The organism is Erythrobacter sp. F6033, assembly GCF_023016005.1.
Taxonomy (GTDB): domain Bacteria; phylum Pseudomonadota; class Alphaproteobacteria; order Sphingomonadales; family Sphingomonadaceae; genus Erythrobacter.
Window position 1 is genome coordinate 2,312,085 of sequence record NZ_JALKAZ010000001.1, and the last position, 23,017, is coordinate 2,335,101.

Annotated in this window: 17 protein-coding genes and 1 tRNA gene; 14 read left to right on the forward strand and 4 right to left on the reverse strand. The window is 55.9% G+C overall.

Annotated features, from left to right (window positions below):
* The first annotated feature begins 75 nt into the window (after window positions 1-75).
* Entirely contained in the window at window positions 76-2,271 is a 2,196-nt protein-coding gene (locus tag MWU39_RS11095) for a TonB-dependent siderophore receptor (protein ID WP_247160068.1), read from the forward strand.
* Here the strand turns inward: MWU39_RS11095 and MWU39_RS11100 are convergent.
* Complete coding sequence (locus MWU39_RS11100) at window positions 2,268-2,828, reverse strand: (2Fe-2S)-binding protein (protein WP_247160070.1); 561 nt, start codon at window positions 2,826-2,828, stop codon at window positions 2,268-2,270. The genes MWU39_RS11095 and MWU39_RS11100 overlap by 4 nt on opposite strands.
* 32 nt (window positions 2,829-2,860) lie before the next feature.
* Window positions 2,861-3,625, reverse strand: coding sequence for a class II aldolase/adducin family protein (locus MWU39_RS11105; protein ID WP_247160071.1), 765 nt, complete (start codon window positions 3,623-3,625; stop codon window positions 2,861-2,863).
* Between the two features lie 126 nt (window positions 3,626-3,751).
* Between MWU39_RS11105 and MWU39_RS11110 the strand changes: the two genes are divergently transcribed.
* The 13 genes from MWU39_RS11110 to MWU39_RS11170 all read left to right on the forward strand — a co-directional run bounded on the left by MWU39_RS11110 (window position 3,752) and on the right by MWU39_RS11170 (window position 21,348).
* Window positions 3,752-5,119: an MATE family efflux transporter gene (locus MWU39_RS11110; RefSeq protein ID WP_247160072.1), complete on the forward strand. Its 1,368-nt coding sequence runs from the start codon at window positions 3,752-3,754 to the stop codon at window positions 5,117-5,119.
* A gap of 66 nt (window positions 5,120-5,185) precedes the next feature.
* A complete protein-coding gene (locus tag MWU39_RS11115; RefSeq protein WP_247160073.1) occupies window positions 5,186-7,624 on the forward strand; it encodes a chemotaxis protein CheA in 2,439 nt (812 codons plus the stop codon).
* A complete protein-coding gene (locus MWU39_RS11120; RefSeq protein WP_247160074.1) occupies window positions 7,624-8,076 on the forward strand; it encodes a chemotaxis protein CheW in 453 nt (150 codons plus the stop codon). The genes MWU39_RS11115 and MWU39_RS11120 overlap by 1 nt, the downstream gene beginning before the upstream one ends.
* Window positions 8,077-8,130: 54 nt before the next feature.
* Window positions 8,131-8,496 (forward strand): response regulator, encoded by a 366-nt coding sequence (locus tag MWU39_RS11125; protein ID WP_247160075.1) that lies wholly within the window; start codon window positions 8,131-8,133, stop codon window positions 8,494-8,496.
* Window positions 8,497-8,588: 92 nt separating this feature from the next.
* The gene (cheB, locus tag MWU39_RS11130) at window positions 8,589-9,626 is read left to right on the forward strand and encodes a chemotaxis-specific protein-glutamate methyltransferase CheB (RefSeq protein WP_247160368.1); all 1,038 of its coding nucleotides are present in this window, start codon (window positions 8,589-8,591) and stop codon (window positions 9,624-9,626) included.
* 18 nt (window positions 9,627-9,644) lie between these two features.
* Window positions 9,645-10,508, forward strand: a complete 864-nt coding sequence (locus MWU39_RS11135) for a protein-glutamate O-methyltransferase CheR (protein ID WP_247160076.1) — start codon at window positions 9,645-9,647, stop codon at window positions 10,506-10,508.
* A gap of 194 nt (window positions 10,509-10,702) precedes the next feature.
* Complete coding sequence (locus MWU39_RS11140) at window positions 10,703-12,193, forward strand: bifunctional diguanylate cyclase/phosphodiesterase (RefSeq protein ID WP_247160369.1); 1,491 nt, start codon at window positions 10,703-10,705, stop codon at window positions 12,191-12,193.
* Window positions 12,190-13,656: a methyl-accepting chemotaxis protein gene (locus tag MWU39_RS11145; RefSeq protein WP_247160077.1), complete on the forward strand. Its 1,467-nt coding sequence runs from the start codon at window positions 12,190-12,192 to the stop codon at window positions 13,654-13,656. The genes MWU39_RS11140 and MWU39_RS11145 overlap by 4 nt, the downstream gene beginning before the upstream one ends.
* A gap of 100 nt (window positions 13,657-13,756) precedes the next feature.
* The gene (locus MWU39_RS11150; protein ID WP_247160078.1) at window positions 13,757-15,616 is read left to right on the forward strand and encodes a methyl-accepting chemotaxis protein; all 1,860 of its coding nucleotides are present in this window, start codon (window positions 13,757-13,759) and stop codon (window positions 15,614-15,616) included.
* Between the two features lie 167 nt (window positions 15,617-15,783).
* Window positions 15,784-17,568 carry a gamma-glutamyltransferase gene (gene ggt / locus MWU39_RS11155; RefSeq protein ID WP_247160080.1) on the forward strand — a complete coding sequence of 595 codons (1,785 nt, stop codon included), beginning with the start codon at window positions 15,784-15,786 and terminating at the stop codon, window positions 17,566-17,568.
* 52 nt (window positions 17,569-17,620) lie between these two features.
* Window positions 17,621-19,672, forward strand: a complete 2,052-nt coding sequence (locus tag MWU39_RS11160) for a S9 family peptidase (RefSeq protein ID WP_247160081.1) — start codon at window positions 17,621-17,623, stop codon at window positions 19,670-19,672.
* Window positions 19,673-19,768: 96 nt separating this feature from the next.
* On the forward strand, window positions 19,769-21,103 hold the full coding sequence (locus MWU39_RS11165; protein ID WP_247160082.1) for an alkaline phosphatase PhoX: 1,335 nt from the start codon (window positions 19,769-19,771) through the stop codon (window positions 21,101-21,103).
* A gap of 158 nt (window positions 21,104-21,261) precedes the next feature.
* Window positions 21,262-21,348, forward strand: a tRNA-Leu gene (locus MWU39_RS11170).
* Window positions 21,349-21,500: 152 nt separating this feature from the next.
* Here MWU39_RS11170 and MWU39_RS11175 read toward each other — a convergent pair.
* Window positions 21,501-22,706 (reverse strand): tyrosine-type recombinase/integrase, encoded by a 1,206-nt coding sequence (locus MWU39_RS11175; protein ID WP_247160084.1) that lies wholly within the window; start codon window positions 22,704-22,706, stop codon window positions 21,501-21,503.
* 12 nt (window positions 22,707-22,718) lie between these two features.
* Window positions 22,719-22,925: a helix-turn-helix domain-containing protein gene (locus MWU39_RS11180; protein ID WP_247160086.1), complete on the reverse strand. Its 207-nt coding sequence runs from the start codon at window positions 22,923-22,925 to the stop codon at window positions 22,719-22,721.
* Between the last annotated feature and the right edge of the window lie 92 nt (window positions 22,926-23,017).

Sequence of the window (23,017 nt, forward strand, 5' to 3'; positions counted from 1 at the left end):
AATTCTCAATTTCACCCTTGCAGTTGCGAATAAGTTGCAATAGCGAGAATGCAACGGACGAAAAGGGATGCTTTAATGACACTTCGATTCTCGCGCATTGCTCTGCTCGCAGGTTGCGCAACCTTCGCATTCCCAGCATTCGCGGAGACGGCGCCAGACAAGTCGGAAGAAAGCGGCGAGGCAGTCGATTATGGGGATCGCGAAATCGAAGTGCGCGGTGACGTGCTCCAATCAAGCCAGATCAACTCAGTCAAGACGCCCACGCCGATCATCGATGTACCGCAAAGCCTTACCATCACGACCGAGCAAGACATCCTTGAACGCGGTTTCACCAGCATCGGCCAGATCGTCGACTACACTCCGGGTGTGAACACATCGCAGGGCGAAGGGCACCGCGACGCCATCGTGTTTCGCGGCGTGCGTTCAACCGCAGACTTCTTCATCGACGGTGTCCGCGACGATGTTCAGTATTATCGCGGGCTCTATAACCTTGAGCAGATCGAGATCTTGCGCGGCCCCAACGCTCTTCTCTTCGGGCGCGGTGGCACCGGCGGTATTCTGAACCGTGTGACGAAGAAAGGCGTGATCGGCGAGACATTCGGCGGAGGCCAGATTGCAGTCGATACATTCGGAGAGACCAGCATTCAGGGCGATCTGAATTTCGCCGCAGGTGAAGGCGTGGCTGTCCGCTTGAACGCTTCTTACGAAAGCCTCGCGAACCACCGCGACTTCTATGACGGTGATCGCATCGGGTTCAATCCGACCGTGCGGTTTGAATTGGGCGACGATACGCTTTTCGATCTGTCTTACGAATACGCCAATCACGAACGCTTCATTGATCGCGGCATTCCAACGGGTGCCGATGGCCGTCCGGTTGAAGCGCTCGAAGATGTTGTCTTTGGCAACCCGAGCGAAAACTTCACCACTCTCGAAGCGCACTTGCTGCGCGCAAACCTGAGTCATCAATTGTCGGATGGCTGGAAAATCACAGCCGGCGGTGCCTATGGCGATTACGACAAGGTTTATTCGAACTTTTACGCGTCAAATTATGACCCTGTCACCAACATCGCTGAGCTCGATGGCTATATCGACACAACTCAACGCGAAAATCTGACCTTCTCGGCGAACCTCGTCGGTGAATTTGAGACTGGCGCCATCGAGCACACGCTTTTGATCGGCGCTGAGTATATCAGCACCTCTTCCGATCAGGACCGGTTCAACCCTGAATTCGATACGTCACTCGCCGATCTTACTGCGATTGCAGGTGGCGCGACTGACACAAATATCTTCGGCCGAACCAGACCAGATCGCGCGAACTTCGTCGCGCAGCGCCCTCTTTCATTCAATGGCTTCTCCGGCACGCTTGCGGATGGCCGGACCACCAATTTCGGGTTCACCGACCTTAACGACTTCACTCAGGTCGAAATCGATGTCGTATCGCTCTACGTTCAAGATGAGATCAAGCTTACCGATTGGTTGAACGTGGTTGTTGGCGGGCGCTTCGATAGCTTTGACATCACCGTCAACAATGTCCCGAATAGTGAGATCCGCACGCGCAAGGATGAAGAATTCTCCCCGCGCGGCGGCATCATCATCAAGCCGCAAGAGAACGTTTCAATCTATGCAAGCTATTCGGAAAGCTTCCTGCCGCGTTCCGGGGAACAATTTGCCAATATCAACGGCGACAATGATGCTCTGGCGCCGGATACCTTCACCAATCTGGAAGCGGGCGTAAAGTGGGACTTTGCGCAGGGTCTTTCGCTAACCACTGCCATCTTCGAGATCGAGCAGAGCTCTCCTCAGCCGAATGACAATGACCCTGCGACGCTGGATGTGATCGATTCCCGAATTCAGGGCTTCGAATTGCAGTTGCAGGGCAAAGTCGCCGAAGGCTGGTCCATCTCTGCGGGCTACAGCTTCCTGGATGGCGAACAAGTGAGCCGCACCGGACCGACCGGCCTGCGCCCGCGCGAACTGCCGGAAAACATGTTCTCGATCTGGAACAATATCGAGGTCTCAGACCGCTTTGGCGTGGGCTTCGGCCTGACGCATCAGGATGAAAGCTTCATCGACAATGGCAACAGTGCCGTTCTCCCTGCTTACACGCGGGTTGATGCGGCAGCTTACTTCGACATCACCGATCAGTTCCGCCTGCAGGTGAATGTCGAGAACCTGACCGACACGCTGTATTTCCCAAACAGCCATGCGACACATCAGGCAACCGTCGGCGCGCCGCTCAATGCGCGGTTCGCAATTACGGGCCGGTTCTAGGAACCGTCTTCGGTTTCAGCGGGCAGAGGACGCAAAGCGGGCACACTCGCCGCAGCGTCCTCTGCGCTGATTCCGGGAGCAGGAGCAGCACTGATACTTTCGCCGCGCTGCATAACGCGCCCTGCGCGCTGGATTGCGCTCACGAGACGCGGATAAACACCGCAGCGGCACAGATTGGTGATCGCAGTTTCGATCTCTTCTTTGGAAGGCGCAGGATTGCGCTGAAGCAAGCCAGCCGCTGCGATCACAATCCCCGGCGTGCAATAACCGCACTGGATAGCTTGTTCGGCCACCATCGCCTGCTGCACGGGATGCGAACGGTCGCGGCTCAAACCTTCAATCGTGGTTATGAAGCGCCCTTCGGCCTCGGCCAGTGTGATCCGACAGGATCGCAGCGCGGTGCCATCGACCAGCACCATGCACGCGCCAACACAATCACCGCCGCCGCAGCTTTTTGTGCCCGTAAGGTTCGCAGCCTCGCGCAACGCATAAAGCAGCGGCATATCGGCATCGAGATCAAACTCGACCGGGCGATTGTTCACGGTCATGCGCGGCATAAGCGCATCCTAGGTTTGTGCTGAGGTCTGAATTAGCTGCGCCAGGTCGTGTCGATCCGGTCAATCCGGCGCTTCCACGCTTCGAAATCAAACACGCCAGCCCCGCCCTGCGCCTGCATCACAGAAAGGTCACGCTGATGCACATCGACGACTTCCTGAGGAACGACATTGGGCTTACCCATGCCAACGGTCGCAACCTGAATTTCGCAAGCACGCTGAAGCGCCCACATTTTCACGAACATACCTTGGATCGATTTGTCCATCACTACTGGACCGTGATTGCGCAGCATCAGGATGGTGTGATCGCCAAGGTTTTCGACGAGACGCTCGCCTTCTTCTTCGCGAACGGTCACGCCTTCAAAATCGTGATAGCCGATCTGGTCCTGGAAATTGCAGGCATAGAAGTTGGTCGGCATCAGCCCGTCTTCGTGGCTGCATACAGCCATCGTTGCGGTGGTGTGGACGTGACAGATGGCATCTGCTCGGTCACCCAGATGTTTGTGGAAGTAGGCGTGCTGAGTAAAGCCCGCTTTATTGACCATATATTGCGACGGGCCGACATTGTTGCCCTCGACATCAATCTTCACGAGGTTCGACGCGGTCACTTCGTCATACAGCAGGCCGAACGGGTTGATCAGGAACGTATCTTCCTCGCCCGGAACCTTCAAAGAGATGTGATTGTAGATCGATTCCGACCAGCCGAGATGATCGAAAATACGGTAACAAGCGGCGAGATCAAGGCGCGCCTGCCACTCTTCTTTGCTGCATTCGATTGTCGGTTTCAGCTGCGTTGCCATGATCAGGAATCCTTTGTTTCTGTTCGTCTTTGAAACCTATATCGCACGCACTTGGGCTGCTGCACAAGCATTTCGGCGGTTTTGGCTTTGCCAATGGTATGACGCGCGGCTAGGCGACCTCTTGTAATGAGCGATGACAACACTGCCCCCGACAACTCATCGGCAAAGCTCGTTCGGGGAAGCATCACCGGACATCTGATTGGCCAAACTTTGCCCGCGATTGTGGGCGTGGCTGCAATCATGTCGATCGGCCTCGTCGATGCTTATTTCATCGGACAACTTGGAAGCGATGCACTAGCAGCGATTTCATTCATCTTTCCGATCTCGGTTGCTCTTTCCAGCCTAGGCGTTGGCGTTATGGTCGGCATCAACTCGGTCGTCGCGCGGGCTCTTGGTGAAGGCGATGACGATAAAGCCGCGCAGCGCGCCAATTTCGGGATCGTGTTTGCTGTCGGCAGCGGGGTCGTGATGGGCCTTGCGCTTTATGCCCTGCTCAATCCGATCTTCGCGCTTATGAATGCGCCAGACAATCTATTGCCTCTTATACGGCTTTACATGGAGCCATACGCGCTTGGCTTTCCGCTGATCCTTGCGATCATGGGTCTGAACGGCGTGCTGCGCGGGCAAGGGGAAGCGCGCAAGACCAGCACCGTTTCGATCAGCTATGCTGCCGCTAATTGGGTACTAGACCCGATCCTAATCACCGGCGCGTTCGGATTTGAAGGTTTCGGTATAACAGGCGCTGCCTATGCTACTATCATAGGCTGGATGGTCGGTATTGCGGTCGCTCTAATTCTGACCCGCTCGGCAGCCATCCAGATTGATCTCGGCAAACTTCGAGGAAGCAGCCTTGTCGATCCGGCAAAAGCAATCATGAGCGTCGGTCTGCCCGCTGCCATGTCCAATGCGATCAATCCCATCGGGCTTTCAATCCTCACAGCACTTGTTGCGCTCGAAGGCGAAGCCGCCGTCGCCGGGTTCGGTGCTGCTGGCCGCCTGCAAAGTTTCGCAACCGTCCCGCTGCTCGCCTTGTCCGGCTCTATCGGAGCGATCGTGGGCCAGAATTGGGGCGCGAAGGAGTACGGTCGCGCCCGCGAGGCCGCGATGTATGCTGGCGGTTTTTGCATCATCTGGGGCCTTGGCATCGCCGTGGCCATGGTCGCCGGCGGAGAATGGTTTGCCGACCTATTCAGCGAAGATCCCGAAGTGATCGCAGAATTTGCGCTCTATTTGCAAATTGCTGCCTGGGGATATGCCGGGTTTGGCCTTTTGATCGTAGCCAACGGCATCCTGAATTCGGTCGACCGGGCCAGATATGCACTGGGCCAGTCCGCTTTGCGTGTATTCTTGGTGATGCTGCCAGTGGCAATTTTGCTCCAAGGCAGTTGGGGCAGCGAGGCGATCTACACCGCTGAACTCGCGGCGAACCTGTTTGGCGGGCTGACTGCCGTCATTCTGATCTACTACATTTTGTATAGGCGCGCGCCGGAATGACGGCTCCGTTACCCTTCGTTAACCATCCGCCTTCATAGAGAGACCAAGAGTATTTCTTTTGGGGGCATGCGCGCCATGGATGACCTGCTGACGGACTTCGTCGCAGAAACACGTGAGATGCTGGAGGCCAGCGAGGGCGAAATTGTCGCCTGGGAAGCTGATCCTTCAGACACCGCACGCGTCGACACAATCTTCCGCTTTGTTCACACGGTAAAGGGCAATTGCGGCTTTTTCGATTTTCCGCGCCTTGCCGCGCTAAGCCACGCTGCGGAAGATGCGTTGGCCGATTGCCGCGCAGGCCGCCGCGAGCCGGATGCTGCTTTGGTAACCGCAGTTCTCGCAATCATTGATCGGATTGCATTGATGGTTGATGCCATCGAAGCAGGCGAGGATTTTGCCGATGGTGGTGATGAGGCTCTAATCGCCGCACTCGGCATAGATCTTGGTGATGAAATAAGCGTAGTCGAAGAAATCAGCGGACATGACCCTGCGAGCGCAACGCCAGAAAATGCTGCTGCATCGGATGAAACCGTCTCAGCGAAAAGGCCTGAAGGAACGGCATCTGTCCAGCGCAGCATCCGCTTACCAGTCGACCTGCTCGACCGGGTGATGAGCGGTGTGTCCGACATGGTTTTGGCCCGCAACGATCTCGGCCACCGACTTCGCCAGGCTGGCACTCAGCCAACAATTGACGGCCCTTTTGAGCGTCTGACTACTATCCTATCCGACGTTCGCGACGCGATTACCCGCATGCGGATGCAACGGATTGAAACCGTTTTCGCCGCCCTTCCCCGTCTTGTGCGCGACCTCTCTGCCGACCTTGGAAAACAGGTGATGGTCGATCTGGAAGGTGGTGATGTCGAGCTTGATCGCGAAATGGTCGAAATGGTGCGCGATCCGCTCACCCACATTATTCGCAATGCGATTGACCACGGGATGGAAACGCCATCCGATCGTATCAAAAAGGGTAAGCGCGAGATCGGATTGCTTTCGATCGCCGCGCGCCAGTCAGGCAACACAATCTCCATCGTCATCAGCGATGACGGTCGCGGGCTTGTCGAGGATAAAATCGCCAACAAGGCCGTGAGCACAGGTTTGATCACCGCAGAACAGCGCGCTCACATGAGCCGCGAGGCAATTCTTCAGCTGATCTTTGAGCCCGGTTTCTCTACCGCAGATGAAGTCAGCAACGTGTCTGGTCGCGGTGTGGGATTGGATGTCGTTCGCGAGAATCTTCAAAAAGTCGGCGGCAGCATTAAGGTTTCAAGCCAGCCAGACGTTGGCACGCTCTTCACGCTGCAAATCCCGCTGACCCTCAGCATCATCGCCGGCCTTACAGTCGAGGTCGGCGATCAACGCTTTGCCATTCCGCAAAGCTATGTCGAAGAAATCATCCATTCATCAGCCAAGGCGCTCGATTTCACCCGCGTTGGCGAAACTGCGTTGGTCACTTTCCGCGGACAGCGTGTGCCCTGCCTAATGCTGGCTCAAGTTCTGGGCTTTGACGCGGACGATATCGCCGAGGGCGATCACACAATGGTCTTGTTGCGGCTTGCTTCCGGCGATCTCTTCGCTCTCGCCGTTGACCGCATCCATACGCATGGTGATCTTGTGGTGAAACCACTTGCGCCTGCCGTCATGCAAAGCGGCTATTATGCCGGATCGACCTTGCTCGACGATGGCCAGCCAATTCTGCTGCTTGATGTCACCAATATTGCCGACGAATACGGACTAGTATCGGATGCGCGCAGCCGAGTGGTCCAAAACGCCGAAGAAGCCGAGACGCAGACCGAAAAAGACGTCTGCCGCGCGATGCTCTTCACTGATTTCGATGGGCGCCGCTGTGCCGTGCGTTTGGAACTAGTCAAACGGATCGAAACCGCGCCGGTTTCCGCAATTGATCGTACGTCCGCAAGCACGCGGGCAGTCATCGACAACGCAATACTTCCTTTGATCGGGCTACCCGATGGGCCGTTCCCGTCCGAGAAAATACGATTGCTCCGGCTGAGCGATGGCGACTGCGAATTGCTCCATGCCGTTCGCGAGATCGACGATGCCGTTGAACTGACTGAGAAACTGAAACCTGTTAGCGATGATCCGCTGATCGAAGCGGTCACCCTTGTTGGTGATCAAACAATCTCTTTGATTGACGGGCATGAGCTTTTCGCACGGCACGGCGAACCTCCTGAATTGACTCAAAAACCTCTTTGCCGCTTGCCCGGAAGCGAGTGGTCACGGACAATCCTCGGGCCGCTCGTGACATCAGCAGGGTATGATATCGCCGACGAAAACAGCGATCCAAGCAATGACGGCAGCGAAATCTGCATCATGCTTGAAGAAGAGTACGAAGCCGCTGCCGCGCTTGAAATGCCAATGCCTGACTCGGTCATTCGCCTACGCGATTTGCCACAAGAGAAACCGGGTGAAGACACGATCTACCGATACGATCGCGAAGCACTGGTCGCCGCCTTACACAAAGCCCGCGCTTCGGGAGGAGGTCGCTGATGACTGATTTGATGGTAATGGCCCAGATTGCTGGGCGTCGCTGCGCTCTCCCTGCGCATGATGTGCAATCGGTTATCGAGCTGGGAAAGGTTACCCCTGTTCCCCAGACACCGGAATTCATCGCGGGCATCACCGCGCTGCGCAGCCAAGCATTGACCGTGATTGATTGCCGACTTGCCTTGGGTTTCCCTGCGATTGAATGGCACACTGACTCGCGCGCAGCTGTCGTCTCGATCAACGGGTATTCTTATGCGCTGGTCATTGATGCAATTGAAGACATCACGACCAGCATTGGCGAACCAGCACAGGTTACCGGTGGCTTTGGTTCGGAATGGTCACGCGTGGCCACGGGCATGATTGAAACATCGTCCGGCCCCGCATTGTTGATCGATCTCGCGGAACTGATCGCTGGTCCACCATCAATTGTGGGTGATCTCTCAAACGCAGCTTAATCCCTTGGTTACGGCTTGGGCGTATCAGGATACGAAAATAATTTAGAGGTCTTCATGAAAACTTGCCTGATAGTCGACGATTCGCGGGTCATCCGGAAAGTTTCGAGACATATTCTCGAGACCCTCGGCTTTGAAGTTTCTGAAGCTGAGAACGGTCAAGCGGGTCTTGATGCTTGTGATGCAAGCATGCCCGATGTTGTTCTGCTCGACTGGAACATGCCTGTCATGACCGGTATCGAATTTATCGTTCAACTGCGCCAGCGCCCGGGCGGTGATGCACCAAAAGTCGTATTCTGCACGACTGAAAACGACGTTGCCCATATTCGTGAAGCAATTCAGGCCGGTGCAGACGAATATGTCATGAAGCCGTTCGATCACGAGACTTTGCAGATTAAGCTACAGTTGGTTGGCTTCTCTTGAATGCACAACCGCCTCGAACCAGCAGAATACTAAAGGTCGAACCGACTTCCACCACCCCGTCGAAGCCGGTTCAGGCCGACGCAGTGCGTGTGATGATCGTGGACGATTCGCTCACCGTACGCACCATCTTCAAGCGCATGGTCGAAAGCGATCCGGCAATGAGCATTGCTGGAACAGCCAGCAGCGCCGAACGGGCAATTGCCCAGCTTAAGAATACCCCCGCCGACGTTATCCTCCTTGATCTCGAAATGCCCGGTATGGGCGGACTAGAAGCTCTACCGGCGCTCCTTGAGACATCAGGCGGCGCGCAGGTTCTTGTCGTGTCTTCCCTGACCGATGATGGTGCAGAAGCGACCGTAACCGCGCTTTCCATGGGTGCGGCCGAAACTATGTTGAAGCCACGTCCCGGCGGGTTCAACGAGGATTATCGCTCGCAGCTTCTCGGTAAAATTCGCGCGCTGGGTGGAACAGCAGCAGAAGCATCAGGCTCTGAATCCGAAGACAAAACCTCCGCTGCAAAGGGTGCACATGCTCCGCGTGGCAAGAAACCCGAAGTCCTCGCCATTGGTGCGTCGACTGGTGGCATCCACGCCCTCAATCTGATGCTGCGGCAGATGACGCCCGACTTTGACCTGCCGATCCTGATCACACAGCATTTGCCCGCGTCTTTCGTGCCTGTCTTCGCCCGCCAGGTCGAGGTCGCTTGCGGCCGCAAGACCGTGATTGCCGAGAATGGCGCCGAAATCCGCCGAGGCGAAGTCATGATTGCAACTGGTCATGGTCATATGATCGTGCGGAAGATTGGCGATCGTCTGGTCACAAAGACATCTGCGGATCCCGCGCGGAGCGGTTGTATGCCGTCGGTAGATCCAATGTTGTCCAGCCTCACACACGCCTGCGGTGGCCGTGTGCTTGCAATTATCCTTTCGGGCATGGGCAGAGACGGATTGGAGGGGGCAAACGAACTGGCCAGTCAAGGGGGCACCATCTACGCGCAGAATGCCGAAACCAGCGCGGTATGGGGTATGCCCGGAGCTGTAACAAAAGCAGGATTGGTCAGCTTGACAGGTTCGCCCGAAGAGCTTGGCGAAGCCATCATGTCTTTTGCACCGGCAACGGTTTCCAGATGATGCAGGTGCAATAGGACCATGGAAGTCAGTCAGGCATCATATCAGATCATCGCGGACCTCTTGGAGGCGCGCACCGGACAGCATTTGACCGAGAGCCGTCGATGGCGCGTAGGCACGGCATTGTCCGGTGTATTTCGCGAACATGGTATCACGAACGTGGATCAGCTTGTCTGTCTGCTGGATTTACCAATGCGAAGTCCAGGCAAACCGGACCTGTCGCAGCAAGTCGTAGAAGCTTTGCTGAATAACGAGACCTATTTCTTCCGCGACAAACCAACCTTTGACCAGCTTCCAGAAAACATCTTACCGGAGATCGCCGAGCGCCGGAAAGACACGAAACGCATTTCAATCTGGTGCGCGGGCTGCTCAACCGGACAAGAAGTTCATTCGCTTGCCATGCTCTTTGTGGATTCAGCAGACCGCTGGAAAGACTGGACGATTGAAATTCTGGGCACCGATGTCTCGCACCGAGTCATCAACGCCGCACGCAATGGTGTCTATAGCCAGTTCGAAGTTCAACGCGGCCTCGGGATTGCTCAGATGCTGCGTCACTTCGAAGAAACAAGCCAAGGTTGGCAAGTCCACGAAGCAACCCGGGCTCTATCGCGTTTTCAACAGCACAACTTACTATCGGAACCGCCATCACGTCATCGTTTTGACCTGATCTTATGCCGCAACGTTCTGTTGTACTTTGATCAAGCAATGCGCGAACGGGCGTTTTCCAGACTCTCAAGCGCGTTGGCAGATGACGGGGTCTTGATGCTTGGCGCGGGCGAAACGGTAGTAGGCCAAACAACGGCATTCAGGCCGCTGCCCAAGCGGGCGAGCATGTACACAGTTGAACGAGCCTCCGCTCGCATCCCACACACAGCAGTTTCTTAACCTTAGCTCAGCTCTCAACTGGCCAAAAACGCGACTTTGACTGGCTTGGTTTACGCTTCGTTAGCCAATGCTCTTTAGGAATCTACGTATAAATTCGGATGTCACGTTCGCGCGGCATCTTTGGCGTTCGCAAACTACGGGAAGCAGTTGTGCTATCACAGGGAAAGCCTCTTCGATTTTCAAAAGCTGGCTTGGTGCTGACCCCACTTGCCGTCCTTTCGATTGTCACCGCACTCATCGTGCTTGTGGTGATTGCAAGCGACCAAATCGCTTTCGCCTCGCCGGCAGCTTTGCTCATCGCTGGTTTGCTCGTTTACGCCGCAACGCTCGTCCTTCTTGGTCGCAATGGCTTCGCCCATATCGAAAAATTGGAAGAGGTCATCGGCCACGATGGCCTCAGCGATTTGCCAAACCGCCGCAGCTTGCACAGTGATATTGAACAACTTTCCGTCAAAGAAGGCGAAGTCGCACTCGCGCTGATTGATCTGGACTCCTTCAAACAGGTCAACGATCACTACGGCCACGCGGTTGGCGATCTATTGATCACACAATGCGCTGAATTGATCAGCGATGTGTGCGGTGACGAAGCCAATTGCTATCGATTGGGCGGTGATGAATTTGCAGTTGTAATGGGCGGTCAAGCCGCTGGTACAATCCTTGAAGGGATGTGCCGTTCGTTGTTGCAACAGCTTGTCACACCAATCGACATTGATGGCCGCGACATCCAGGTTGGTGCCAGCATCGGCCTTGCTCGTTGTGATAACAACAATCGTTTGAGTTCATCGGAAATGCTCCGCCGAAGCGACGTTGCGATGTATATGTCAAAACGCGGCGGAAAAATGCGGTGCACGTGGTTCAACGAGACATTCGATCAACGCCGTGAAGCTGTTCGCGAGCTTGAAGGAGACCTTCGCAAAGGACTTGCCGAAGGTGAGTTCGAACTCGCTTATCAACCGCTTGTTGATGCGAACGAAGGAAGCATCGTCGCCGTTGAAGCTTTGCTCCGCTGGGAGCGTCAAGACGGCAAGAAAATCGGGCCCAATGTGTTCATTCCTGTCGCCGAGGAAAGCGGCATTATCAACCCGATCGGGCTCTGGGTGCTGCGCAAGGCGGTCTGCGATGCGATGCGTTGGGGCAATATCTCGCTGTCTGTGAACATCTCGGCAGCACAGCTGCGCAATCCAGAATTCCCAATCAAGCTCGGTGAGATTTTGGAAGAGACTGGCTATCCAGCGCACCAGTTGGAGCTTGAGGTGACTGAAACTTGCCTCGTGCTCGATCCGGTGGTTGCTGAGCGCAGTTTGGACGTGATCCGCGGCTTTGGCGTTCGCATTTCGCTGGATGACTTCGGCACCGGCTACGCATCAATCGGGTTCCTGCGTCAATTCCGGTTTGAGAAACTGAAACTGGATAGAAGTCTGGTTGTTCAGGCTTGCGAAGACGAAGGCAGCAGAGCGATGATGCTTTCCAGTATCGCACTCGCGCAAGCGCTAAAAATGGGCGTGACCGCTGAAGGTGTCGAAACGGCTGAACAAGCTGACATGGTTCGGCTCGCCGGTGCAGATCAAATTCAAGGGTGGCTCTACTACAAAGCCATGCCTGCTGAAGAGGTCGATCGATTGATCAATCAACAGAACGAGGCAGCGAATCCTGTCGAAGCATTAAAGGGGGGGCAGGCCGCATGAGCGAACTGCAGCAAATTTCTGTCGAAGACGAAACCAGCGCGATTGAAGCGGCCACGCCAAACTCGCACGAACCGAGCGCCGATGCGCATCGGTATGATCAGGACGTTGGCCTTGTCACAAACAGTTTCCGGCGCCTTGGAACGATGGCAAAACTCTTGCTGACAGTTGGTGCTCCGCTTTCGCTGGTAATCCTGACCGCGGCATTCTCATTTGTTTTGCTAGGCGATGTTTCGCATCATCTGAAGGCAGGCGATGCGGCATCTATCGCCAAAGCTTCTGCCGAGGCGGATATGCTCCGCTACATTCTGATTGGCTCCGTCGCTGTTGGTGTTGGGCTAACACTGGTGCTTTTTTCAATAATTCGAACCGATATCGTCCGCACCTCACGGCAGCTCATCGATTGTCTTCAGCGGATTTCGCAAGGCCAGAGCGACATCGTTGTGCCCCACCGGGATCGCATCGATGAATATGGCGTTCTGGGCAATGAGATCGAAGAAATTCGTCTCGCCAGTATTCAGCTCGCACGGCTTAATACCGAACGTGCAGATCGCGCGACATTAGAATTGGAAGAACAGACCCGGCTGCAATTGCAGCGCGAAGAATCGCAAATGGAACGCGAAGCGGCGTTGCGCGACCTTGCCAATCAATTCGAGCGCACCGTTGGCGATGTCGTCAGCGGCGTTGCGTCGGCATCTTCTCAACTTCAAACCACATCGACCATGATGGCCAGCTCTGCCGAACAGGGCAGCGAACGCACAAATGAAGTCGCCGTGGCAATGCGCGAAGCAAACACAGGCGCCACAGCAGCTGCGGCCGCAAGCGATGAATTCGCGATGTCGATCGGCGAAATCAGCCGGCAGGCTGCATCGTCAGCGGAACTCGCGCGGCGCGCCACAGAATCCGCGAACGAGGCCGACCAGACCATTTCCGCATTGGCGGATTCAGCGGATCAGGTTGGGCAAATTGTCGAATTGATTCAGACGATCGCGCAGCGCACCAACCTTTTGGCGCTTAACGCATCTATCGAAGCAGCTCGGGGCGGAGAAGCTGGCCGCGGTTTTGCAGTTGTTGCAAGCGAAGTGAAAGAACTCGCGATGCAGACCAGCCGTGCGACCGAGCAGGTCGGTGAGCAAATCCGTTCGATGCAAGACACGACAGGTGCCAGTGTCTCAGCCTTGCGATCCATCTCGAACCAAGTTCAAGAGCTTGAAACAACGGCTGTCTCAATTGCTAGCGCAGTTGATCAGCAATCCGTCGCAGGTCAGGATCTTGCTCGCAGTATTGATCTGGCCGCACGCGGGACCGAACAGGTTGCTGGTCACATTGACGAAGTTCACCAGCTATCGCTGTCAACAGGTTCGGCTGCCAGCCAAGTGCTTTCGAGCGCTACCGATCTTGAAGAACAAGCCACCACCTTGCGCAGTCATGTGAATGAATTCCTCGGCAGCATTCGCGCCGGATAACTGCCGTTTGCGGTCATATTCCGATGCCGCTGGAAAGGTTTTGGAAAGCATTCTCGTTCAGGAATAGCCGTAGAGCTTTTCCGGACAGGGTACGTCGTCAATGAATATGATCAGCAATCGGGATCAGCGGGAAGAATTTGCCGTCCCTGATTATGTCACCGAGCTTGAGGCCGATTTTAAGGCCGAAGGCGGGCATGCAGATTCTCCAACAGCTCCACCGAGCTTTCTCGATCGCTTCACATGGTTCGGCAATCTTAGCATTAGAGGCAAGATCCACGCCGTCTTCGGCACCTTTTTCGGTGTCTGCTTCGCAATGACGCTAGTGCTGACACTGGGCATGAGCGAGCTTCTTGTCCGGTATCAGGCATCTACTGATGTGAACGCTGGGGTGGTGGCTGCGGTAGAGTTCCGTGGTGCGACCGGAGAGCTACGCTACAACACAGTTAGAACCATTTTCGGCGGAGAAGGCGACGCGTTTCAACGACAAAGCGAAACGTTCGAAGCCGCGCAGCAACAGCTCGGCGAACTTGAAACAATAATCCAGAAGCATGCACCGCAGCTTTCTGGGCGTCTCAATGACACGCGCGCAAACTTGGCTGAATACAACGCAACATTTGTGGCTTTGACCGAGCGGCTTGGTCCGCAAGGGCGCAGCCCCGAAGTGACCGCCCTCGCCTATCAATTGTCCGAACAGGGCGACGATCTCTATTCTCAGGCGGATCGCTTTGCCCAAGACCTTTCGGTGTTCGGTTCGGATATCAAACAGACGGGTCTCGACTACTTTTACACCATGATCGCCATTGTCATCGCGCTTGGTCTGATAGGTGTGCTCATTCTGCTCGCCGGCTTGAACTACCTGTCGGGTGGTTTCTCAAGCACCCTGTCGGAGATCAGCACGGCCATGAAACGGCTTTCCAAGGGAGACCGCAGCTTCGAAATTTCTGGGCGCCAAAGCCAAGACGAGATCGGGGATATGCTTCAATCATTGACCCTGTTCAAACGAGCCAGCCAACAGATGGAGGTCTGGGCCAGCGAGCGCGCAGAGCGAGCGGATGCTGAAATTCGCGCGCAGCTGGATCGCGCGCGCGAGCAAGAGGAAGCCCAAGAGCGCAAAGCCAATCTGTTAGCTGATATCGCAAGGCAGCTTGAACAGTCTGTCGGCGAAATTGTCGATCGGGTCACAACGGCATCGACCGAATTGAATACGACCGCGTCGCAAATGAAGGACGTTGCGGAACATACCAGTCTGCGCACCAATGAACTGTCGCAGGACATGGCGGAGGCCAATGCAGGAGCCACCTCTGCAGCAGCCGCCAGCGACGAATTCGCTCTTTCCATCAACGAAATCAGCCGTCAGGCCACGTCATCCAGCGAACTTGCACGGCTGGCGAGCGATGCGACAGAGGAAGCCGACACAACAATCTCCGCACTGTCAGATTCCGCCGATCAGGTTGGACAGATTGTCGAATTGATTCAGACGATCGCGCAGCGCACCAACCTTCTGGCGCTTAACGCATCTATCGAAGCAGCGCGCGGCGGCGAGGCCGGCCGAGGCTTTGCAGTCGTCGCAAGCGAAGTAAAAGAACTTGCGATGCAAACCAGCCGCGCGACCGAGCAAGTCGCAGATCAGATTCGCGCGATGCAGAACACAACTGGCGCGAGTGTTTCAGCACTGCGATCGATTGCCGACCAAGTCAGAGAGCTTGAAACTTCAGCCGTTTCCATCGCCAGCGCTGTGGATCAGCAATCCGTAGCCGGTCAGGATCTGGCCCGCAGCATCGATCTTGCCGCACGAGGCACAGAGAAAGTTGCAGGTCACGTTGATGATGTAAGGGAGCTTTCGCTTTCAACTGGCACCGCCGCGAGTCAGGTACTGAGCAGCGCGAATGACCTCGAGAAGCAAGCCAGCATCCTTGATCAACAGATCGACGCATTCGTAGCGCAAGTGCGCGAGCGGTAACGTGATCTTTCGCTGAAACCCGTCGCGCCAGGCCGACCAATTTGGAGCGGCTTTCTTAGACCACGGCCGCTCGCGCCATAACAAGGTTTCCCCGTTCGAGAACGTTTGCGTGCAAACGGCGCTCAATCATGCATAACTCATCCAGAACACCTGTTTGGGAGAGCATTATGCGTTTCGCGGTCATGTCCACTTTCGCCGCTATTGGGTTAGCGGCGACGCCGATTGCGGCGGAAGAGCAAAAGCCGGTCGAGGAGCAAATCGGTTCAGGCGGACGACCGGTCGGTGCGAATTGGTCACGCAGTCCGGTGATTGCCCCCAATGGTATGGCTGCCACTGCGCATCCACTGGCAACCCAGATCGCACTTGATATCCTCAAAGACGGCGGCACCGCTGTCGATGCCGCTATTGCTGCAAACGCCGCATTGGGTTTGATGGAACCGACCGGCAACGGGATCGGCGGCGATCTCTATGCGATCATCTACGATCCAAAGACCGACCAGCTTTATGGCATCAATGGTTCTGGCCGCTCTCCCAAGGGACAAACGCTCGACGATCTTCTCGCCAAGCTGGGCGACCGGACCTCCCTTCCCCCGGTTGGCCCGTTACCGGTAACAATACCGGGCACGGTCGATGCGTGGTTTGCGATGCATGAAAGGTTTGGCAGGTTGCCGATGAACGATGTCCTCGCGCCGACTGTCTCTTACGCGCGCGAAGGGCATCCGGTGGCGCCTGTCATCGCCATGTATCTGGAACGCAGCCGTGCCGCTTACAATGCACGTCTCCAGAGCTACGACTTTGAATTCGACAATGCCCGCGCGACCTATTTTGAAGGCGATCGCGCTCCCGCAGTTGGCGAAGTGTTCAAGAACCCAGATTTGGCGCAAACACTGGAAACGATTGGCCGGGACGGACGCGACGCTTTTTACAAGGGTGACCTAGCCAAGATCATGGTGGATTATCTCCAACGTCAGGGCTCTGCCTATACCTTGGACGATTTCGCCTCGCATTCAAGCGACTGGGTAGAGCCCGCCTGCGCTGAATATCGCGATGGGTTTGAGCTGTGCGAACTTCCGCCGAACGGGCAAGGCTTTGCCGCGCTGCAAATGGTCAACATCCTGAAGAACGTTGATCTGCGCCAATGGGAACGCGGCAGCCCTGAGGTGATCCATTACATCACCGAAGCAAAGCGGTTGGCCTATGCCGATGTCGCGCGTTTCTATGCCGACACGGATTTCTTCGGATTTCCAATGGATTTGCTGAGTGAGGAATATGGCCGGGAACGCTTCGCACTGATCGATCCCAAACGGGCCACAACCGAATTCGGCCCGGGCGAGCCAAAGCTGGAAGGCGAAGGCGACACGACATACCTCACCGTAACAGACAAAGACGGCATGATGGTCAGCCTGATCCAGTCCAACTATCGCGGCATGGGCGGCGGGCTTGTGCCCGATGGCCTCGGCTTCATGTTTCAGGATCGCGGTGAACTCTTCAGCCTAGATCCGAATCATCCCAACGCATACGCCCCGAGCAAGCGCCCGTTTCACACGATCATCCCTGCCTTTGTAAAGAAGGATGGCAAGCCATATATGACGTTAGGTCTGATGGGCGGCGGGATGCAGCCACAGGGGCACATCCAAGTGCTGGTCAATATTGTCGACTACGGCATGAATATCCAAGAAGCTGGCGATGCCGCACGGATAAACCACGATGGTGGCAGACAACCGACCGAGGCCTTGGGCGGCCCTGCGTCCGACCCTCTCGGCACATTGAATGTCGAACCGGGTATACCCGCCGCGACGGTCGAGCAATTGCGCGCAATGGGTCACAATGTCCGCGTGGTCAGCAATGGCATTATGTTCGGCGGGTATCAGGCGATTGCCCGCAATCCCGAAACCGGGGTCCTTTCAGGCGCAACAGAAATGCGCAAAGACGGGCAGGCCGCCGGATATTGAACCTCATCACAACGCGACACAACAAGACCTCAACGAACGAAGGTGCCTCCCCATGCGACATTTCTGGTTTCCTGCTCTCCTAGTCTCCGGATTGGCTTCCGCAGCGGCGGCTGAAAATGAACCTCGCCTCTTTTCAGCGGAGGATGTCTTCGAACTGGAATGGGCGGATGAGCCGCAGGTTTCACCTGATGGTCAGCGGGCGGTCTATATCCGCCGCTCGAACGACATTATGGCTGACCGGACGGTGTCGCAGGTCTGGCTCGTCAATCTCGACGGGACGCTGCATGAGCCACTGTTGGCCGATGGGAATTCGTACCGTTCGCCGCGCTGGTCACCGGACGGCAATCGGCTCGCTTATATAGGCCGAGTAGATGGGCGATCTGCACTGCACGTCCACTATTTGCAATCGGGCAGAACCGCGCTGATCGGCTCGTTCGAAGAATCTCCGAGCGGCCTCACTTGGTCACCCGACGGTCAATCGCTCGCCTTCTCGATGGCGGTCGAGGCAAAAGGGGAGCAGCTTGTTTCGAAGCCCAAAAAGCCCAAGGGCGCGAAATGGGCGGAGCCCCCGGTTGTTATCGACCGCGCCCGCTACCGAACCAACGGCTCGGGCTTTCTCGACCTCGCTTACAATCATGTGTTTGTTATTCCATCTGAAGGCGGCTCAGCGCGCCAGCTGACATCAGGCGATTTCAATCATGGCGGTTCACTCTCCTTCTCACCAGACGGGACCGAAATCCTGTTTTCCGCCAATCGCAACGCCGATTGGGAGCTGCAATCCAGAGAATCCGATGTCTTCGCCGTGAATGTCGAGACTGCCGCGCTTAGGCAGCTTACGAAAACGCCTGGCACAGAAACGAGCCCTACAGTCTCACCAGATGGCAAACGGGTGGCGTATCTAGGCACAGGCAATGAACGCGAGCCGTTCCTTCCAACCAATGTGTTTGTGATGGACCGCAATGGCAATGGAGTTCGCAACCTTACCGAAGGTCTGGACCGACGGGCCGGTGACATCGATTGGCTTTCAAATAACGAGATCACTTTCTCGTTCCAGAACCGCGGGTTGAACAATATCGGCGCGGTAAACCTCAGCGGTCAGCGAAGGACTGTTGTCGAAGGTATCGGGGGCACCTCCATCGGCAGACCGTATGTCAGTGGCACCTACGACGCGGGCCGAACTGGCGCGGTGGTCTACACCAAAGGTAGCGCGCACCGCCCCGCAGACCTGTATTCATTCAAGAACGGGCGGACACAGCGGCTCACCTCGCTTAACGAGGATCTATTGGCGCACCGGGACCTCGGTGAAGTCAGTTCGTTCACCTACGCGTCGTCGCTGGACGGACTTGAAGTGCAAGGTTGGATGATCACCCCTCCGGGTTATGAAGAGGGCAATACCTATCCGCTCATCATCGAAATTCATGGCGGTCCACACCTCGCTTATGGTCCGCATTTCTCGGGTGAACTTCAACGCATGGCGGCGGCTGGCTATGTCGTAATTTACGACAACCATCGCGGCTCAATCGGTTATGGCAGCGAATTCGCCAACCTCCTGAAATACAAGTATTCCAGCCCGGATGACTTCGCCGATCATATGTCGGCGGTTGATTGGGCGATCGACAATGGGTTTGCCGATCCGAAAAACCTGTTCATTGCTGGGGGCTCGGCGGGCGGCATTGCAACAGCCTATGCCGTCGGCTTGACCGATCGCTTCAATGCAGCTGTCGCCGCCAAGCCGGTGATCAACTGGGTCTCGAAAGTCCTCACCGCTGACAGCTATATCGGCCAGATTGCCAATCAGTTTCCCGGTCCGCCATGGGAGCATCTGGAGCATTATTGGCAGCGTTCACCGCTATCATTGGTCGGCAACGTCAAAACACCGACGATGCTGATCACAGGCGAAGTTGATTATCGCACACCGATCTCGGAAACCGAGCAATTCTATCAGGCGCTCCAGCTGCTACGCGTGCCCAGCGCGATGATCAGGATTCCTGGCTCCAATCATGGCATCGCCAGTCGCCCGTCGCGATTGAATGCCAAGACAGACTACACCCTCGCTTGGTTTGAAAAGTACAAAGCAGAAGCGGGCGATAGCGAGGAGCAGTAATCTCGGCCGCGCAACCTCTGCATCAAAAAAAGCTCTCACAGTTCTGCGATACTGCTAGAAGACGCCAGAATTGATACACTCGCTCACGGAGCCGCTATGAAAGCCTTGCCAAATACGAGCCGCCGCCAGTTTCTGGCCTCAACCGGATCAGCGTTCGCCGCGCTTCTCGCGAGTGGATGTATGACACGCGGTGCTGCGCTCGCCCCGCAGGGCATATCGACATCAGGTTACGGCCCGCTGCAGCCCGATCCGTCCGGCATGCTGGATCTTCCCGAAGGCTTTTCCTATCGCGTTCTATCCAGCCTTGGCGACGCGATGAGCGATGGTGGAACGGTCCCTGACAAAGCAGATGGTATGGGCTGTCTCGACATTGGTAATGGCGAAATCGTGCTGGTGCGTAACCACGAACTGATACCGAGCGATGATGCCGGCGGTCCAATCGCGAAAGGGTTTGGAACGCATAACGGGAAAATTGTTCCGGGCGGCACAACCAACATTGTGCTCGACGCTGCGACCTTGGAGGTCAAACGACAATTCAGGACATTGGGCGGGACCATCCGCAATTGTTCCGGCGGCGTTACCCCATGGGGAAGCTGGATCACATGTGAGGAGGCACCCACCGGCCCGGGCCAGCGTTATGGTGATGGATTGGCCGTCAATCACGGTTGGGCCTTTGAAATCCCCGGCAATGCCACCGGTCTGGTTGATCCGGAGCCGCTACGCGCAATGGGCCGGTTCAACCACGAAGCTGCCTGTGTCGATCCCGAAACAGGCTATGTCTATCAGACCGAAGACCGTGACAACGGCGTGCTGTATCGGTTCCTGCCCAAAACGCCCAGTAAGCTATCAGACGGCGGGCGTCTGCAAGCCATGGTTATTGAAGGCCTTACCGATACCCGCAATTGGAACGGTGCAGTCATGCCGGTACGCCAGACATTCAATGTCCAATGGGTTGATCTGGATAATGTCGAGGCTCCTGAAGACGATTTACGTAGCCGCGCCGCTGGGCAAGGCGCCGCACTGATTGCGCGGGGCGAAGGCCTCCATATGGGAAAGAACGACTTCTATTTCTGCTCCACCAGTGGCGGAGCGGCCAATCTCGGCCAGATATTCCGGTTCATTCCTGGCCGCGGAACGGCAACGGATCAGGTTGAACTGTTCTTCGAAAGCGAAAGCAAGGAGCAGTTCGATTACGGTGACAATCTGTGCGTTGCACCGAACGGCCACCTGCTTGTGTGCGAAGACCAATACACCGATGTCGTCGACAACCACATTCGCGGCATCACCCCTGATGGCAGGCCCTATGACTTTGCACGCCTTAGAATGCAGACCGAATTGGCCGGGGGGTGTTTCTCTCCCGATGGCAAATGGTTCTTTGTAAACGCATATGCGCCGACACGAACATTGGCGATCAAGGGCCCTTGGGCATAGCGCTTTAAAGGCCTCTTAGGCTGGCGGAGGGCTACCGGTTGCGAATTGCGTGAGCGGAGAGGGTGCGATCTATGATATATTGGTTGACATAGCGCAGGCCTGATGGCTATCCGCGCGCTCCTTCTGAACGTTCGTACGAATGTACCGAACGTCGATGGGCCCAGATGGCGGAATTGGTAGACGCGCATGCTTCAGGTGCATGTATTCGCAAGGATGTGGAGGTTCGAGTCCTCTTCTGGGCACCATTTTCACATTCACCGCTGATCGTGAATGCCCAATAAAATGCTGAAAGATATAGAAAAATAGAAACGTGATTGTTCGCGGCTGACCGTTGTTGTTCGCGTGTTGATGCCCCCAATGGGGGTCGATTTGGGGGTCAATTGGGGGCATCACATTCTCACGAGGTCGGCGCGTTCGCGTGTTTAATTGCATCGAGCTCGTTGGACCACCACTGCATCATTTCGACACGCTCTTCCCAGTAAGCTGTGCGGTTATAAGCAGCGCGCACAGCATTGCTGTCCTGGTGGGCGAGGCTGCGTTCGATGGCGTCGGGGTTCCACTTGTTGCTTTCATTCAACAGGGAGCTGGCAGTCGTGCGAAAGCCATGTGCAGTCATCCTTCCCTCATAGCCAAGGCGCTTCAGTGCTCCGGTGACCGCGTTCTCGGATAGCGGCTTTTTAGGATTGAAGCTTGGGAACACATAGATGCTGTAATCAGCGACATGCTCCATCGACCGAATGATTTCGACTGCTTGACGGGAAAGAGGCACGCGGTGCTCCCGCCTCATCTTTGTCTCAGCGGCCGGTATCGTCCACACCGCCTGATCGAGATCGACATCTGCCCACTTCATTTTCCTGATTTCGCCGGGACGTTGGAAAACATGCGCAGAAAGGCGCAACGCGGCATTCGTGGAGGCGTGACCGCGATAATTGTCGATGGCTCGTAGAAGTTGGCTGAGCTCTTTGCGATCAATGATCGCTGGATGGTGGCGGACCGCGGGCGTAGCCAGTGCGCGCTGGAGCGCAGGCGCCGGATTGTTCTCGGCCCGCCCCGTCACAATGGCAAACTGGAACACTCGCCCTGCGAACGAACGCAAGCGTCTTGCAGTCTCTCTCCGACCGGACTCGTGAACATCTTGAATAACCGAGAGAAGCATAGGTGCGCTGATTTCGCGGATCGGGATGGCTCCCAGCTTTGGTTCAAGCAGTGAAAGCAACCAAACGGTCTTATCTTCGGTGGTCTTAGAGATTCCTCCTTCACCGTCCGCTACTCGCTTTGCAATCAACTCGCGAGCGATCACGGCAAACGTATCGCCGCGCGTCAGCTGTGCTTCAAGTTTGCGTGTCTTGCGATCTGCAGAAGGATCAATCCCGTCCGCAAGCAGCGCACGAGCTTCATTGCGCTTGAATCGAGCTGCTTTAAGGGTGACCTCCGGGTATGCGCCGAACGCGATCCGCTTTTCCTTACCGTCGAAACGATATTTCAGGTGCCAGCGCTTCGAGCCGGTCTTAGCGATCAGGAGGAATAGACCTTTCTCGTCGGCGAGTTTGCGATCTTTCAGGGCAGGTTGTGCGCTCTCGATTGCTTTAACTGTTAGTGCCAAAGTCAACTCCCCTTAGACAGCGTGTCGTTGGAGGAGGGCATCAACCGATTCCGCGGCGATGAGTGTACTTGCACCCAGCTTGATACGCTGGAGTTCGCCTTGGCTGATGAGTTTGTAGATAGTCGTTCTGCTTATACCCAATGCTTGGGCCACTTCTTTCACTTTGAGAGTCTTGCGTTGCATTTCTTTTAATCCTTGATTGGTCGCCGTTTGCGCCATCGGGGCGCCCTTTGGCTCAGGCGAACGTTGATGTGAGTGCTATTTAACACACACCGTGTTCAGAGTCGATAGCGAATTGACACACGGAGCGT

Coding starts and splice junctions, on each gene's coding strand:
- MWU39_RS11120 (WP_247160074.1), top strand. CDS start 7,624: ATGACTGATTTGATGGTAATGGCCCAGATTGCTGGGCGTCGCTGCGCT.
- cheB (WP_247160368.1), top strand. CDS start 8,589: ATGATCGTGGACGATTCGCTCACCGTACGCACCATCTTCAAGCGCATG.
- MWU39_RS11160 (WP_247160081.1), top strand. CDS start 17,621: ATGCGACATTTCTGGTTTCCTGCTCTCCTAGTCTCCGGATTGGCTTCC.
- MWU39_RS11135 (WP_247160076.1), top strand. CDS start 9,645: ATGGAAGTCAGTCAGGCATCATATCAGATCATCGCGGACCTCTTGGAG.
- MWU39_RS11105 (WP_247160071.1), bottom strand. CDS start 3,625: ATGGCAACGCAGCTGAAACCGACAATCGAATGCAGCAAAGAAGAGTGG.
- MWU39_RS11145 (WP_247160077.1), top strand. CDS start 12,190: ATGAGCGAACTGCAGCAAATTTCTGTCGAAGACGAAACCAGCGCGATT.
- MWU39_RS11180 (WP_247160086.1), bottom strand. CDS start 22,925: ATGGCGCAAACGGCGACCAATCAAGGATTAAAAGAAATGCAACGCAAG.
- MWU39_RS11100 (WP_247160070.1), bottom strand. CDS start 2,828: ATGCCGCGCATGACCGTGAACAATCGCCCGGTCGAGTTTGATCTCGAT.
- MWU39_RS11115 (WP_247160073.1), top strand. CDS start 5,186: ATGCGCGCCATGGATGACCTGCTGACGGACTTCGTCGCAGAAACACGT.
- MWU39_RS11165 (WP_247160082.1), top strand. CDS start 19,769: ATGAAAGCCTTGCCAAATACGAGCCGCCGCCAGTTTCTGGCCTCAACC.
- MWU39_RS11125 (WP_247160075.1), top strand. CDS start 8,131: ATGAAAACTTGCCTGATAGTCGACGATTCGCGGGTCATCCGGAAAGTT.
- MWU39_RS11110 (WP_247160072.1), top strand. CDS start 3,752: ATGAGCGATGACAACACTGCCCCCGACAACTCATCGGCAAAGCTCGTT.
- MWU39_RS11095 (WP_247160068.1), top strand. CDS start 76: ATGACACTTCGATTCTCGCGCATTGCTCTGCTCGCAGGTTGCGCAACC.
- MWU39_RS11150 (WP_247160078.1), top strand. CDS start 13,757: ATGAATATGATCAGCAATCGGGATCAGCGGGAAGAATTTGCCGTCCCT.
- ggt (WP_247160080.1), top strand. CDS start 15,784: ATGCGTTTCGCGGTCATGTCCACTTTCGCCGCTATTGGGTTAGCGGCG.